We start from the raw sequence: 16,250 nt of genomic DNA, 5'->3' as shown, positions 1-16,250 counted from the left end.
GCCACAGATTCGTTGCCGTACATTTGATTGCATCAATTTAAAAAGAAATCAATGACAATATCTAGTGGAACAGCAAAGCAAAAATTTTCAGACGAACAGCTCATTCAGGATTTCCCGGGATTTAGCAATCATTATGCAGAAGTTAACGGGGTTTGCCTGCATTATGCAGACGGTGGCGCCGGCGAAACGTTAATTTGTCTTCCTGGATGGCCGCAGACATGGTATTCTTACCGAAACATTGCTACTGAACTTTCTAAAAGACACCGTGTAATCGTGGTAGATATCAGAGGGATGGGTACTTCTGATAAGCCGGAAAGTGGTTATGATAAAAAGACGATGGCGGACGATATCAGACAATTAATATATTCCCTGGGTTTGAAAAAAGCAACCATCATTGGTCACGATATTGGTGGAATGGTTGCGATGAGCCTGGCTTTCAATCATCCCGAAGTTGTGGAAAAACTGATTGTAGCTGACGGGTTGCACCCCAACGAAGGCATGATGCAGATGCCGCTATTACCTGCACCCCGAACTTTTGATGAAAAAATGGATGCCAATATGCCCTATGCCTGGTGGATGGGTTTTAATCAGGTGAAAGGTTTGCCTGAAAAGATTCTTGAAGGTCGTTTCCGTTTTCTCATTGACTGGCTTTTTGATTATGTAATGATAGACGAAACCAAAATGACTGAAAAGGAGCGTAGTATTTACGCTGAAGCTTATAATGATGGAGAGAGTATTAGAACGTCAAACGCCTGGTATCAGACATTTGGACAGGATATTGAGGATTCGAAAACCTATCAGCAACTTCAAATGCCCGTGTTGGGAATTGGCAGCAATGTCAGTTATCAGTTTATGCAGGTGGCAATGCCATATTTTTGCCAAAACTGGCATTTAGTCGCTCTTTCTAAAGGTGGCCATTATATGTTTGAAGAAACCCCCGGGCAGGTAATTGAAGCCATCTATAATTTTTTAAAAGCTTAAATAAAAAAGAATGAAAAAAAATATTTTAATAGCAGGTGCTACAGGTCATCTTGGTTTAATGATTTGTAAAGCTTTGCTTAGCCAGGGCGCAAAAGTGGTTGCATTGGTAAGGAAAGAAAGTGATTCCGAAAAGATAAAACCACTCACTCAAATGGGAGCTGTTGTAACTGAAGTAGATTTCAATAAAATTTCGGATGTTGTCAAAACTTGTAAAGGAATAGATTGCGTGGTTTCTGCTCTGGCCGGACTTGCCGACGTGATAATCGATACTCAAAAAGCACTTCTGGATGGTGCCATTACTGCTGGAGTTAAACGGTTTATTCCATCTGATTTTTGTACTGATTATCAGTTATTAATACCTGGAGAAAACAGAAATTTTGATCTTCGGAGAACTTTTAGAAGTTATATCGACGAAAAAGATATTCAGCCTACCTCCATTTTTAACGGCGCGTTTGCTGATATCCTGAAATACAACACCCCGATTTTAAACCTTAAAAATAAATCTGTTGCCTATTGGGGCGATAAAGCAGATTGGAAACTTGATTTCACAACAATGGAAAACACGGCGGCATTTACCGCTGCAGTAGCTTTGAAAGATAAAAGTCAGAGAGATTTACACATTGCCAGTTTTCAAATTAGCCCAAAAATGTTGAAAGTAAGCGTTGAAGCGATTACCGGACAGGATTTTACCTTGCAAAAACTTTCGGACCTGTATGAATTTTCCGCTAACATTAAAAAACAAAGGTCAGAAAATCCTTCTGGTGAGCAGGAATTGTATGCCAAATGGCAACAGGCACAATACATGTACTCGATGTTCACTACGCAACATCCAAAGCTAGACAATCAAAATTATGGTGCAATAGAATGGACTTCTGAGGATGAATATTTGAAATCTTTTCTAAAATAAATTTCCGTTAAGTAAACGTACCCAACAGTTAAGCCCCGCAGTAGTATTCGGTATTTACTTTAGCCACCTGGAGCGCATTGGCCATTGTGCTCCAGGTGGAGCGGGAGGAAGGCGATTGGCTCATTACCATCGGAGGGAATACCAATATTGCGGGTAGCAGGGAAGGCGATGGGGGGACCGGAAACGGCAGCCACTAAAAGCTATCAAATACTTTGCCGATTGGACCAATAAGAAAGGAGCGGATAATGAAAATTAAGTTAAACCTATTGGTAGACTGTAGCGAGGTTATTACGGCTTGCGGAAGTTTAAAAAGCAACAAGACGCTGCACACGCAAGAGTTTCAATTGAACAGCTTATAACGACGAAAAAACCAACCAGCAAAGTTGGGCGAAAGAAAACACCTTACGGCTCGATACCAGTAATAGCGAATATGTAGTGCAAATTACACCATTGGGGAATTTCTCTACAGTGCTGAAAAGGGTTTCGAAAGAATGGCCGAAAAAGTTATGGTAAGCGGAAAGGCCAATAAACGACGCGTCATCCATGAGCAACAGCAAACCAGGCAAGAGCTTCAGCAGCAAAAGCATAAGCTGGAAAGCACACAGTTAAAACGAAGGTGCAACACATTGATAAAAGCAGAAAGCTACGTTGGGTGGTGCTTTGCATAGGGCTGGACAGTGCTAAATTGGATGTTTTACAACACTGAATAAGATTTATTTTTTCATTTTCTAATAATACAGGCTTTGGTGTAATAAAGCAGCGGGTTCGTGTAAAAAAATATACATAATTTTGTAGTTTTTTCACTTTTGATTAGGTAACGGAACTAAATTAAAACGACTCTAATTATTGCGCTCACATGGAAAAAGTTTATCTTTCTCTTTTACTGGTAGGGTTATGCTATCTCCCCAATAAAGCATTTTCCCAAAAATTAAACTTCAGTTATGATGCCTCAGGAAACCAGTCGGAAAGACGGTGGGTCTGTATCAGTTGTCGCCCAGCTCAAGGCCTTAGTGTTGTAAACAAGATGTCAACAGGCTTACTGCCGGGTGAGACAGGCGAGGGGGAAATCACTGAAAAAGTACTTAAGGTCTTTCCAAATCCGGTTAGTGAAAGTGTCAACGTTTCGTGGGTATTGCCCAAAAAGGCCTTTGTTAAAACGATGGATGTTTTTGCTATGGGTGGAAACAGGGTATTTAGCGGTAAATACAAACCTGAAGAGAATAGCGCCCAAATCACTTTGAACAAACTTCCCCCCGGGACTTATCTCCTTGTCATCAAATATTCAGACAATAATTCAGAATCAGTTAAGCTCATAAAAATCTAGATTAAATTGCAGCACGCTCATGAAACAATTCCTGCTCTCAGCCGTTTTTTACATTTTTTTCATTTCCTTATGTTCTGCCCAGTCTTCAGACAGTACAAGGAAATCATCAGATTCAGCCAGTAAAGATTCACTTTCAAAGAACCCTGTTCTTTCGAAAGAAATCGTCTTTGTAAAGGGGGCCATCCCAACAATATCGAAAGGTAGCATGCAGTTACAGCGTATCGGCGGTACAAGGGGTGCAGTTAGAAATACAAATAAAGTAGTGGCTCCCGGTGACCCTGGCGAACCCGGATATCCTCCCATTGATCCTGTTGACCCCACAGATCCCGTAGATCCGGTTGACCCTGGAAATCCGCCAAGTGGAGGAGTTACCCTTGATGCAGGCAGAACAGCCGGTAAACTGGATGTAAGTGCTACAGGAGGGGCAATCTATACGGTGCCGGTTTCACTCCCCCCGGGTCTTGGGGGTTTTGTGCCCCAGGTTGCACTGTCCTATAATAGCCAGGGTGGTAAAGGTGTGGTGGGGCTTGGATGGGAAATCCTCGGCCGTTCGGCTATTACGATGATCTCTACTACACGCTTTCATGATGACAGAATTGACGGAGTAAACTTTAACGCCTATGATCGTTTTGCCTTAGATGGGCAGCGGTTGGTGCTAAAGAGCGGTATTTATGGTACAGACGGGGCGGAATACCAGACGGAAAACTATTCCAATATTCGCATCATATCCCATGGCGTATCACCATTTGGAAACAATATTGGCCCAGAGTATTTTGAGGTGCTTTATCCTGATGGTTCAAAAGCTTTTTATGGCAACAGTTCTTCTTCGCGGTCGCCATCTGAATATGCGATTACCTATAAGGAAAATGCCACTGGAGCGAGGATCAGCTATCAATATATCAACAGTAACAATACCCTTCTGCTCTCTCAGATTGACTATGGTGGGATGGGTACGGCGCAGGCGATTAACCAGATCATTTTTAACTACGGCTATGCGTACAGGGCCGAACATGGCTATATTGCCGGAACGGCCTTCTATCAGGCGAGTTTGCTACAGAAGATCACAGTAGTTGCAAACGGAAATAATTTTAGGAATTATAAACTTACTTATAACACTGTTCCAACCCTGAATTATCAAAGACTTTCGAACATCCAGGAGTTTGACGGTACAGAACTTAAGGCGCTGACTCCAATATATTTTACATACGGTGCCACTAATGATGTCATGAGCATCAGTGTGATCGGAAACCTGAGCCTTTCTGGCATTGCCAGTAATAATTCGGATATAGTAACAGCCGATTTTACCGGTAACGGTTCGATGGATTTCCTGTTATATCCAAAATATTCCAAAGACAAATTCTGGGCCTTTTTTGATGTGGAGGCCGGATCTCCATATTATCAACTGGGCTACCAGGTCAATGTTGGTTATTTCACTGATATATTCCCGGCTAACTGGCTCACGTGGAACAACAAGATCATAGCCGGGCAGGGGATGCTTGTGGTAAAGGGTGCTTTGGATATTCCGAAATTTGAAATGTATTCCTCCGGAACCACCTCGCCCGTCTATTACCAATACGAAAAAACCTGGACGGATTTCCCCCGCGGACCAAGTTATTATTCGGAATGCGATGGAATGACGCATGACGGAGCAAAATTGGGAATGACCTATGTTTCAGGAGATTTTAACGGAGATGGGCTGACTGACCTGATGGCTGTGAACGACGCGCAAACTGTTGTCGGTGAGCGTTATGTGTATTATCAGGATCCTGTTGATGACAGGGCAAGTTATTGGGCCTGCGAACCTGACTACGGAGAGGTAACCTCGTCTGCTTATTTTATTGATATGGATAGAAGGCTTACTTCAAACTACATTACCAGTCTGGGTAGCCTTGCAGATACCTATCATTACTATGAAAAGTTGCTAACAGGTGATTTTAACGGAGATGGCAGGGCCGATATCCTTCACGTAAAATCTGGCTGGATGGGTGTGTATAGCATGAACAGTTCAAATTCGCTTGAACTGCTCTGGAGCCTTCCCGATAGCAGGATAAGTTATAGTCAACAGATTCTGATTGGCGATTATAATGGGGATGGAAAACTGGATGTGATGTTTACTACAGGAAACAATTCATATTTTGCTACATTTTTATCGACAGGAAAGTCTTTTATAAAACATGAACAGTACCAGCCCTTTAGTAACACAGCTGGAACCTGGAACGGAGCGCCTCCTGGTACATTGAACCTTTACTATCTGATGCCCTCTGATGTAGACGGTGATGGAAAGACCGATATTATCTCAGCTCAGACCACTACATATAATAATAGTTCAAACGGCACCATTTATGCAACTGTGTATTATAATTCAGGTGCATCATCAAACGGTCAGCCCAACTTTACCTATGGACAGTCTTCCAATTGGAGGCAAGCCAACTTAAAACACTATCCGATTCCTGTCTTGTTGAATACGACCAGGCTTAATTATAAGCTGGAGTTTGGATTTATGAGCGACAATAGTGTCTCCCTGTTCAAATTTGAAAAAGATTTTAAAAAAGAATCCCAACTGACTTCGGTCGATCATGATGGCATTACCCACACCATAGCATATAGAAGTCTGGATAATAGCCAGGATTATTCAAGTGATATCCAACTCTATCAATCAGGTTACGAACAGACCTATCCATATGTCGATCTACAATCCATACCGGGATTAAACGTGGTGAGTAAACTCAGCCGTTATTATAACGGGCAACAGCTCAACCAGGTTTATGGCTACGGGAAAGCGGTAAGCCACGCCGGTGGTCTCGGTTTTCTTGGCTTTGGGGAACTCATAAGGAGTAACTGGTATATTGATAGCTATGATAATAACCGTATTTTTAATATTGATGTCTTTGACCCTTTACTTAGGGGAGCTCCAGTGCGGAGTTTTACTTCGAAGTCCAGCTACATCAATCCGGCAATAAAAGATTATGTGATAAGCGCCTTGCCTTCATCTGCTGTTTCAGACGGCGCCTCTTTAAACGATTATATTACACGGTCCGATAAGGTTTACAGTACGCAGCTACAGGCGAATAAAATCTTTATAAATGTTCCTGTTGCATCTGCGTCGAAAAATATGCTCAGCGGTACCTACTATACAGAAGCTTTAGAATATGACACTTATTTTAACCCTGTTAAGATCACTGATAATATCAACGGGGCAGGTACTAAGATTACTGAGATTAGTTATGCAAATAACCCAAGCGGATATTTTATCGGAAGGCCTTTAACCAATAAGGTAACCTTGAGCAATGGAAGCGATGTTTTTTCTACTGAGGAGGAATATACCTATAGTGGCGCGCTTCCTATCCAGATCCGGAGAAAAGGGAATAACACTGGTTGGATGACCGAAAACATGGGTTATGATGCATTTGGAAATGTATCACAAAAAACAGTAACGTCGCCAGATGGAGCGCAGAGATCAGGATCAATGATTTATGATGCCACGGGCAGGTTCCTCGTGCAATCTACTGACGCCGAAGGAATGATAGCCAGCAAATTCTATGACAATTCAACGGGAAATATCTTAAGTTCTACCAATCCTTTTGGACAGACGGAATCTAACCAGTATGACAGTTGGGGAAGGCTCGTGCTAATGACCGACTATCTGGGTAAGTCGAGCCATAAAGCCTATGACAGGGCGCTCCTTGGCGGCATTACAATTTCCTCCAGTAATGATGAGGGGCGGTCTTCAGTCAAATTTATCGATGCATTTGGCCGCGACAAAGGCGGCTATGAAAAAACAGTCTTGGGAGGTGATGTTGCAAATGCGGTTGAATATGATGTGTATGGACGTTTATATAGACAGAGCAAGTTGGCGCCGCTTGGTTCTGCAAGCCAGTGGAATTACACTACCTATGATGAATATGGGCGTACCAAACAGACCGTCAGTTTTACAGGAAAAGTATCTAACTACGCTTACAGCGGTCTTACCACAACCATCAATGATGGAACAAAATCTGTTTCGACAACCAGGAATGCTTTTGGAAAGGTGCAGAGTTTGCAGGACCCGGGGGGTACAATAAATTATACCTATTTTGCCAATGACAATCTTAAAACCGCAGATTATATGGGGGTTGTGCTGACCGTTGAGCAGGATGGATGGGGCAGACGGAAAAAACTTGTCGATCCGTCTGCCGGAGAGTACCAATATCAGTATGACGGATGGGGGCAGATGATCAAGGAAATCAACCCCAAAGGTTTTACGGAATACGAATATGATGCAGTAGGTAAAGTGACCAAGAAAAAGCTGGTAGGAGATGAAACCAATATGGTATATTTTTATACCTATGATTCGAACAGTAAACTGTTGACCAACCTGTCTCTCACCAATTCGGATGGCAACAATACCAATTATACTTATCAGTATGACTCCAACCATCGACTGAGCAGCACAACAGAAGACAATCTGCAGGCAAATTTTGTAAAGGGTTATACTTATGATGGTTTTGGAAGGATCAGTACTGAAAGTTATTCCGCAACCAATAAGGCAAACAACCTAACTGCGCAAAAAACTGTAGAAATTCAGTATCAGAATGGAGAACCCCTTCAGACAAGTCTACAGGGAACAGGCCAGATTCTCTGGAAGCTAACCAATCTTGACGGTGGTGGAGCAGTGACAGAAGCTATACAGGGCGGGGCTATCAAAAAAACATTCCAATATGATACATACGGATTTCCACAACAAGATAAGACAGAAAATGTATCATCCACCCCGGTTACATTGATGAATTTGGGCTATAGCTTTGATGCCCAGCAGGGCCTTCTGAGCAACCGTAGCAATAGCGCCTTTAACTGGAGTGAAAGTTTTAGTTATGATAGCCAAAACCGAATGACCAATTTTAATGATAATAATGGTAATAATACCCAGAGTTACGATAATAAGGGACGGATTTTGAACAACAGCCAGCTAGGAGACTACAGTTATGATAGCGGAAGTTACAAGCAGACTGAGCTTGACCTGAGTAATAATGCAACAGCGAATGCTTACTATCAACAGGATCATGCACTCCAACAGGTTACTTATAATATTTTCAAAAGTCCGGTAGAGATTTTTGAGCAGGGTAAAGAGCGTATCGGTTTTGAATATAACGGAGCACTATCCAGATCGCATATGTATTATGGTGATGAGCATACCGACAAAACACTTAGGCGTTACCGGAAACACTATTCGGAAGATGGGGGGATGGAAATTACGCATGATAATCAGACAGGCAAAACGAGTTTTGTTTTTTATCTCGGAGGTGATGCGTATAATGCCCCTGCAATCTGGAAGGAAGTTCATGAAGGAACCCAAAGCAGCCAGAATCTTTATTTTCTGCACAGGGACCATATAGGTAGTATTGTGATGATCACTGACGATCAGGGAGGAATTGTAGAGAAAAGAGTTTTTGATGCGTGGGGCAATATTATAAAGTTACAGGATGGCTATGGCAACAACCTGGCAGGATTTATTATTCTGGACAGGGGATTTTCTGGGCATGAGCACTTACTGGGGGTTGGGTTGATCCATATGAACGGGCGCCTTTACGATCCCAAACTGCACCGTTTTCTATCACCAGATAATTTTGTACAGGATCCATATAACACACAAAATTATAACCGATACGGCTATGCAATGAATAACCCGTTAATGTTTGTTGATCCGAGCGGAGAGTTTTTGTTTTTTGCATTTTTGGCTCCAATCGTCGGAAAAATAGCGGCCGCAATTATAGGGGGGGCGATTCTTGGGGCAGCCGTCGGTTCTGCAACTTATACTATTGCCAGTCTTGCCACAGGGAATTTTTCTTGGGGAGGCCTTGGGAAATCCGCACTGATCGGAGCAGTTTCTGGCGCGATATCGGGTGGCCTGAGTTCGATTGGCAGTGCCGGCGCTGCGGCAGGAAACGCAAGCAGCTTTTGGCAGTCATCAACATGGGGGCTTTTAAGGACAACAACTTCACAGGCAGCTACCGATATTATATTTGGAAATAAACTTACATGGGGAGGAATTGCCGGTGCAGTTGCAGGAGGATTCCTGAGCGCCCGCTTACCAAGCTGGAAAGCCGTAGAGGGAAATTGGTTCGGAAATGCCGCAGGAGAGGTTGCACATAACACAGCGAGAGGAGCATTAACAGGACTTGTATCAGGTAGCATCAGTGCAGCTGTTGATGGTGAAGATATCAAGAATGGAGCATTGCTGGGGCTTAGGAACGGGGCACTGGGTGGTGCAGCACAGTCTGTGGCAATGATTACCACTTTTGGTGCTACCTATAAACCAAAAGTACAGGGACTTAATATTCCAAGCGGTGTCGTTTTCAGGGAGGGCGGACTTTATCAGTTGTTTCCCGGAGCCAGGGAAGTTACCTGGGGGAACAACATCATTACAAATGATACTGATTTTACAACATATAAACATGAACTTTTCCATTATCAGCAGTATTTAAGACAGGGGTGGGCAATATTTCAAGGACGGGGATTTTATGAGCAGTTCCTCGACTCATTTACTGATGTTAAGCCATACAGCTACCAGTTGCATGGATTTAAGTACCAAGAATCAGAAGCATCATACTATGAAAGACAATAAAAATATCATTAAAATTTTGGCAGTTGCTATTATTGCACCCTATCTCACTGGATGCCTTATACCTGGCGCACCGCATCATTTTGGATACAGGTCAACTCTGAATCCCAGTGATTCTGTGGATCTTGTTTCCATGCCACATCATATCGAATACCGTTTATTGCCTAAAGGGACAGATGCTGACAGTGTTTTCGTACTTTCTCCGATTGACAATACGTTCAAAAAAATGCAGGTCGACAAGTATTTTGGCAACTTTTATTATGAAAGCAGGCAGAAAGTAGGTGACATAAAAAGGATTGAAAAGACGGATACAGTAGTGCTGAGGGTTTTTAAAAAAAATGAACCTCAGGATAGAGTATACCAGGCCGTACCTAAAATCAAAAAAGGACATCGATAGCTCCAATAGAATAAGCAGATGGCTGTAAATATGCTGACAGACAATTTTAATGTTTCGATAGGCAGACAGAGGTATTTTAGAAAGGTTTTACATCCATTACATAGAAAAAAAATATATGGTGAATAAAACATTTGTTTACCTTATCCTATACCTTTTTTTTGTAAATAAAGCAGGGGCACAGTATATTTCAGGCTATGGGACTGACGGCAGCAGGCAGGCGAACATCTATACGGCCGTACCTTTTCTGTTGATCATTCCCCACCCGCGTTCGGGAGGGATGGGAAATGCCGGGGTTGCATTAAGCGCAGATGCGAACTCTACAGCAATAAATACCGCTGCGCTTGCATTCCTGCCCGCAAAGAATTATGGTTTTTCAGCCAATTATAGTCCATGGTTAAAGCAGCTTGTACCTGATATGAGCATTTCTTACCTGAGCGGTTATTATCGGTTGAATGAAAGAAGTACGGTATCTGCATCTCTGAGGTATTTTTCTATAGGCAATGTGTCTTTCAGTAATGAAAACAGTCAGGAACTGGGTATCTACAGCCCCAATGAATCGGCATTTGACATTGGTTATTCGCTACAGCTAGGGCCTGAGTTTGCGCTGGGCGGTAATTTACGTTACATCAACAGCAATCTTTTGGGTGGAGGAAGTATAAGTAGCCGCAGCAGCGGACCTGGGAATGCAGTTGCCGCGGACATATCGGGCCTGTATCGGACGAGGGTTGCCCTTTTGGGGACTAACTCCCTTTGGAGCCTGGGGTTAAGCCTATCCAACATAGGAACCAAACTGGTTTATGGAAATACAGGGAAATCTTTTTTTCTTCCGGCCAATTTCAGGATAGGTTCAGCGCTTCAGTTTGGTGAGGAAGAAAGCACGGTGACCATAGCATTGGATCTTAATAAACTTATGGTGCCGACCCAGCCAATTTATGATCAGCAGGGCAATATTATAAAGGGAAGAGATCCTGAACGTTCCGTACCCTCCGGTATTTTTGGTTCCTTTGCCGATGCACCTGGTGGCTTCCATGAGGAGCTTAAGGAAGTAGGCCTATCAACCGGTGCTGAGTTTTCCTTTAAAGAAAAGTTCTTTTTTAGGGCAGGCTACTGTTATCAGCATCCTGAGAAGGGGAATATTTCCTATCTCACCACCGGCCTTGGGTTAAAATACAATGTCCTTTCACTTGACCTATCTTATTTAATCGGAACACCCTCAAATAATCCAATGGCAAACACCCTTCGATTTGGCTTGCAGGCAAATTTTGGTAATACAAGGTAAAAACAAATGCACTGCATGGCCACCGGCATTTCGGCAAAAACAGTAGATGACAAGTATATTCAGGGTGGGTGACTATTATGAAGTGGGAGGGACCAGCGAGAAAATAAATATTAGCAAATACTATATTAGTTAAAAAATTGGTCTACGTTCTTTTCAATAATATTTAAACCGCCTGCATTCATTTTTTGCAATTTATTGCGGGTTTGCACAACAGCAAGCACTACTTTTTCTAAAAAGCAGTATAAAGGAGTTTATAAGTTATCTTCTTAGAAAAAGATATAAGTTTACATTAGCCTAGTGAATATTATTTATTTCTGATCAAGAAAGTTTGGTGGATACACTACCTGTCCGTATTTTAACGCTATAGCCTGTAAGTTTTTAATTGATTCAGCGTTCATTGCTGGCGGTGGAAGAAGTTCGCCGGCAGCTGCAGGCTCACCAATTTCCTCAAAAAACTCTTCAAGTCCTGCAGGCACAACTGTACAAAGCAATTGAGCCATCTTATCGCTTACATTTTTAAAATAATGCACAATACCTCCCTTAGGCACCACTACAAAAGAGCCCTTTTTTGCGGCATAGGACCCAGCCTCGGAATGAACTTCCACTTCGCCGTCAATAATATAAAACGATTCATAAAAATCGGCATGGGAATGCGGACCGGGGCCATTTTGAGGTGGCACAAGCATCTCAATAGTCGAAAATGCGCCATTGGTTTGTTTGCCTGAAACAAGTATGCGGTAATTACCACCAGCTACGGATAGTATTTCTCCGCCTGTAGGCTCTACTGTAACCGGTATTGGTTTTGAGGTTCCCATATTTTTTGTTTTTAATGTTATAAAAAAGTTAAAGTGTAATAAAGATAAATTTTGGGGATGAATACACATTTTATTGTGTTCGGTTACCATACTTTTGTATTAATTTATTGAGTTTTCCTTTTTTAATAGCAGCGTTTGCAAAGATGTTAAACACGGGCTCAGCCATTTTCTGAAGGCCAACCATTCTGGAGTTGCTTAGGTAAACAAACAGCACTAAATCTGTAAACCTCTTAGGTGTTCCTGCGGTGGTGGCCAAACCATCATTGGCTAGTCCTTTTAAAATATATAGGGCATTTTCAAAGTTTTTATTCCCCGGATTAATTGTTGTGGTTACAATGCATTCTTCGCCGGAAACATTGTGGTAATAATGTTTCTCATTAGGCAGTATGGTTGCCGTATCTCCCTGCTTTAAATGGAGGATGTTTTTACCTTTCCCAACCTCAAGGCTTCCTTTAAGGACTGCAAATGTTTCTGAAAATAATGTATGATAATGCCAGGGTGTCTTTTCTCCGGGAAGTATATTCAGCTCCGCCACGCTTTTATCATTAATCTCGACTGAACTGATCAGTTTGATATATCCTGATGTTTTCATAACTTTTTTGACTGGGGTTTTGCAGCTAATAAAATGATCCCGAATACGGTGCAAATGGCAATGGCAGTAATATGTGGCAATGCCTGAAACATGCTGTTATAACTTTTGCCCAGCACGATAAGCATATCTGCAAGTGGAATTATCGTTCCTGTCAATAATGTAAGGCCAAGTGCACGGCGCTCATTCAGCAAGACGAAAGCACAAATGACCAGGCCGGAAAATATATCCCTGATCCCTTTGATATAATGAAATGAATAATCTCCCTGTGCATTAAAACGGATACCGTACCCGGCTGTTGCTGCTTCGGGAGACCAAAAAAAGCGGGAGCCTAGAAAGACCATTCCAAAACCTAATAAAAACGCGATGGCATAAGAAATTTTAGTTGTCATAATAATTTGCTTTACTGTTAATCATGACACAAAATTATCAGGTTGCCGGCCGGCTTTCATGCACCTGGGTTAACAAATTAAATTTTATTGAAAATTCTTTTCCGGATGCGGCTTAGTGATTGAGGCTTTACGCCAACAAATGAGGCGATATGGTATTGCGAAATCCTTTGCTGCAAATCCGGGTGGTTATGTAAAAATCTTTCGTAACGGGTTTCGGGTGTTTCCGTATAAAATGAATTAATGTCCTTCAGTATTTGTAAAAAAACTGATTCGATGGCAATTCTGCCGTAGCGTTCACCTTCGCGAACTTTTGCATAAAGTAGTTGCAGATTTCTATGCGAAATTACAAAAACATCACAGTCTTCCAAAGCCTGAATAATCTTAGAAGATGGGCTTTGGGGAAGAAAACTCTCATAATTGCATACATACTGATTTTCCTGAGAGAAGGCATAGGTCTTTTCCTCGCCGTCGTGATTGATGTAATATCTCATCAATCCTTTAGTAACAAATCCAACCTGTTTGCAAATTTGCCCTTCTGCTAAAAAGAAGTCACCTTTTTTGAAAGTCTTCTCCCTGAACAGAGCGGTTACAATATCTTTTTCTTCTTCGCTTAGGCTGATCAGATTTTGTATGTTATTAAGTAAGGTGTTTATCATGGTAGGAAGCACTTCTTTTACATTCTGAAAGCTCAGGTCTAATCATTCACTTTCATCTGCAATTTACTTAATTTTTATAAGTTGAAAAAAACAGTAAAATAATGCTTTTTGATTTAAAGAATTTCTTCAACGATACTTCTCCCTAAGGGGTCAAGGTAGGCGGAGTAAAACAGGTGGCAAAAGAACGATCTCTCCTTTCACTTTAGTAAAGGTCTTTGCGTATAGAACAGGGCAGTGCCATTCAGCAATATTCTCATTCCCATTAGTCCGTAACCTTTATGCGCTTATTATTTTTTGCGGTTTTTGCTCCCTACCCGGCAATAGCTTTAAGCAAAAGAATAAGCGCTACACCAAATTTTGTCTGCTCATACTCCTCTTCTAATGGTGTCTGCAAGTGTAAACTTTAGACATCACAATTTAATTCAAGTATGCTCAGCTTTCAGCTCAAAGATTTTCAGGCCATCTTATAAGCCGGAACGTTTACCAAAATGAACATATACCGGCAATCATCTCAGAAGAATTTCTGCCTATCAGGAGCTTTCAGGCTTCATTTATTATGTAAAACTTATCGCTCTTGTAAAACCTGTTAGTATTCTGCGCTCAAAAAGACCGGTTTCAAATAAATTTTCTAAACCATGTTTATTTTTTATAAGGGCTTGGGATAAAATTCAGTCAGTTCATAAGAATAAATGACGCTTACGATCTTCCATTTGCCTTTGACCTTGATCAGCTGCCAATACTCACAACCCCAATTTGTTATTGCATTTTCGTTCCAAAATGAATAATCGAAGGTTACACTTGCTATCACATCGTCATTGATGATTTTAATATTTCCGAATTTTTCTTCTTTCTTTCCGCTTTTCATGATGTATCTGAAGAAACGCTCGTAAGTGTCTCTGAAGAAGCTAGTGGTATCTGCCGGATTTAGCTCCAGCCTTTTCTTTTGCGTGCGATCTTTAACTACACCTATCCATACTACTGGATTTTCGTGGAACAATAGGTTAAAAAGTGTAGTATCTTTTTCGATGATGCTTTGCCTGAAATGTTGGACGACCTTTTCGATATTGACCTTCTCGTGAGTGGTATCCTGTGCGTTTGCGAAATGGGATAACAAGATGAATAATGTGATCATAATTGTTTTCATTGGAGTTGTTTTTTATGGTGTAGTATTAGATTTTTAACTTGATCTGACGGTTTTTCGATCACAAGGCGGTAAAATAATCCAGTGATGATACATGCCGTAAAGCATATAAAAAGAGCAACATTTCCTGACGTAGGAATATTTTCTTTTTTAAGTAACCACTGTACCATGTGGATGATCCCCTTATGTGAAAGATAAACGGAATAAGAAAGCGCCGCCAGTTGTGATGTGATACGATATTTTTGCCTGCTTAAAACAGATGATTTTGAAATCGAACCCAGCAGCAGGATCCCGTAGCTGACTGCTATTAAGGTAAAGCCAAAAAACGAGGTATTTTCAGAGACCTGGTCTTTACAAAACCACAGCGACAACACAACTGCCAGCATGCCGGTGAGAAGCAGTGGATTTCCGTAACTGTCAACCGCTGCCTTAAACTTCTGCGAAAAACTGAACAGATAACCGATCAATACACCAATGGACAATCCGTCAAGCCTGGTATGGGTAGGATAATAGATCTTCATATACCACGTTCTCCAAAAATCATTGGTGTTGATATCTGGAAAAACATCTTCTGTCCAGGAGAAATAGCGTAGGATAATGGAAATAATGATCAATAACGGGATGATAACTCTGATGTAGTTAATTGCCTTTGCACTGAGAAGAAATAACAGCACCAATGGCAAAAACAGATAGAACTGCTCTTCGATGCACAAAGACCAGGCATGAGAAAAAGTACCATAATTAAAAACGTCCAGGCCATAATTTTGAGTAAAGGAGATGAACTTCCATAACGGCGGTAAACTCGCTCTCTCCCTGAAAAAGGGAAGACAGAAATACAGTAATAAAGTAAATGCGTAAGGCGGGATGATCCGGAAAAACCTTTTGGTGATAAAAGTTCTCAATTTAATATTTTGATGTTCTCTGATCTCCCTGAACAGTTGCCAGGAAATTAAAAACCCGCTCAATACAAAAAAGAGGTCAACCCCTGTCCAGCCAACCCAGCCGATGGTATCTACCCAGGCCGGATGCTCAAACATTCTGTAATGGTACAGGAGTACCAGTAGTATAGCGATGGCTCGCAAGTGATCCAGGCCATAAAATCTTTCTCTATCCATTTGTTTTTTCTGTAAAATTCAATCTATTTTCAATTGTTTTATGGGTTGTTATGCAG

The 16,250-nt window shown here is 41.6% G+C and carries 13 protein-coding genes; 6 read left to right on the top strand and 7 right to left on the bottom strand.

Annotation, left to right across the window (positions count from 1 at the left end):
* Nucleotides 1–51: 51 nt before the first annotated feature.
* Nucleotides 52–981 carry an alpha/beta fold hydrolase gene (locus tag FFJ24_RS10790; RefSeq protein ID WP_138821508.1) on the top strand — a complete coding sequence of 310 codons (930 nt, stop codon included), beginning with the start codon at nucleotides 52–54 and terminating at the stop codon, nucleotides 979–981.
* Nucleotides 982–991: 10 nt separating this feature from the next.
* Nucleotides 992–1,888 carry an NmrA family NAD(P)-binding protein gene (locus tag FFJ24_RS10785; protein ID WP_138821507.1) on the top strand — a complete coding sequence of 299 codons (897 nt, stop codon included), beginning with the start codon at nucleotides 992–994 and terminating at the stop codon, nucleotides 1,886–1,888.
* Between the two features lie 537 nt (nucleotides 1,889–2,425).
* Here the strand turns inward: FFJ24_RS10785 and FFJ24_RS26335 are convergent.
* On the bottom strand, nucleotides 2,426–2,692 hold the full coding sequence (locus FFJ24_RS26335; protein ID WP_210419502.1) for a hypothetical protein: 267 nt from the start codon (nucleotides 2,690–2,692) through the stop codon (nucleotides 2,426–2,428).
* 52 nt (nucleotides 2,693–2,744) lie between these two features.
* Between FFJ24_RS26335 and FFJ24_RS10780 the strand changes: the two genes are divergently transcribed.
* The 4 genes from FFJ24_RS10780 to porV all read left to right on the top strand — a co-directional run bounded on the left by FFJ24_RS10780 (nucleotide 2,745) and on the right by porV (nucleotide 11,486).
* Entirely contained in the window at nucleotides 2,745–3,212 is a 468-nt protein-coding gene (locus tag FFJ24_RS10780; RefSeq protein WP_138821506.1) for a T9SS type A sorting domain-containing protein, read from the top strand.
* 19 nt (nucleotides 3,213–3,231) lie between these two features.
* Complete coding sequence (locus FFJ24_RS10775) at nucleotides 3,232–9,813, top strand: RHS repeat-associated core domain-containing protein (RefSeq protein ID WP_138821505.1); 6,582 nt, start codon at nucleotides 3,232–3,234, stop codon at nucleotides 9,811–9,813.
* The gene (locus FFJ24_RS10770) at nucleotides 9,800–10,207 is read left to right on the top strand and encodes a hypothetical protein (protein WP_138821504.1); all 408 of its coding nucleotides are present in this window, start codon (nucleotides 9,800–9,802) and stop codon (nucleotides 10,205–10,207) included. The genes FFJ24_RS10775 and FFJ24_RS10770 overlap by 14 nt, the downstream gene beginning before the upstream one ends.
* A 115-nt stretch (nucleotides 10,208–10,322) precedes the next feature.
* Nucleotides 10,323–11,486 carry a type IX secretion system outer membrane channel protein PorV gene (gene porV / locus FFJ24_RS10765; RefSeq protein WP_138821503.1) on the top strand — a complete coding sequence of 388 codons (1,164 nt, stop codon included), beginning with the start codon at nucleotides 10,323–10,325 and terminating at the stop codon, nucleotides 11,484–11,486.
* Nucleotides 11,487–11,794: 308 nt separating this feature from the next.
* Here the strand turns inward: porV and FFJ24_RS10760 are convergent, their stop codons facing one another.
* From FFJ24_RS10760 to FFJ24_RS10735, 6 genes are all read right to left on the bottom strand, one after another.
* Nucleotides 11,795–12,301 carry a cupin domain-containing protein gene (locus FFJ24_RS10760; RefSeq protein ID WP_138821502.1) on the bottom strand — a complete coding sequence of 169 codons (507 nt, stop codon included), beginning with the start codon at nucleotides 12,299–12,301 and terminating at the stop codon, nucleotides 11,795–11,797.
* Between the two features lie 70 nt (nucleotides 12,302–12,371).
* Entirely contained in the window at nucleotides 12,372–12,893 is a 522-nt protein-coding gene (locus tag FFJ24_RS10755) for a cupin domain-containing protein (protein ID WP_138821501.1), read from the bottom strand.
* The gene (locus tag FFJ24_RS10750; RefSeq protein ID WP_138821500.1) at nucleotides 12,890–13,282 is read right to left on the bottom strand and encodes a DUF4267 domain-containing protein; all 393 of its coding nucleotides are present in this window, start codon (nucleotides 13,280–13,282) and stop codon (nucleotides 12,890–12,892) included. The genes FFJ24_RS10755 and FFJ24_RS10750 overlap by 4 nt, the downstream gene beginning before the upstream one ends.
* 77 nt (nucleotides 13,283–13,359) lie before the next feature.
* Entirely contained in the window at nucleotides 13,360–13,938 is a 579-nt protein-coding gene (locus FFJ24_RS10745) for a Crp/Fnr family transcriptional regulator (protein WP_138821499.1), read from the bottom strand.
* 646 nt (nucleotides 13,939–14,584) lie between these two features.
* Nucleotides 14,585–15,082 (bottom strand): hypothetical protein, encoded by a 498-nt coding sequence (locus FFJ24_RS10740; protein ID WP_138821498.1) that lies wholly within the window; start codon nucleotides 15,080–15,082, stop codon nucleotides 14,585–14,587.
* Entirely contained in the window at nucleotides 15,079–16,194 is a 1,116-nt protein-coding gene (locus tag FFJ24_RS10735; RefSeq protein WP_138821497.1) for an acyltransferase, read from the bottom strand. The genes FFJ24_RS10740 and FFJ24_RS10735 overlap by 4 nt, the downstream gene beginning before the upstream one ends.
* Nucleotides 16,195–16,250 lie beyond the last annotated feature (56 nt).

This window comes from Pedobacter sp. KBS0701, assembly GCF_005938645.2.
Classification (GTDB): Bacteria; Bacteroidota; Bacteroidia; order Sphingobacteriales; family Sphingobacteriaceae; genus Pedobacter.
The sequence above is the reverse complement of the archived record's forward strand: the minus strand, read 5'-3'. Positions and strand labels throughout refer to the sequence as shown.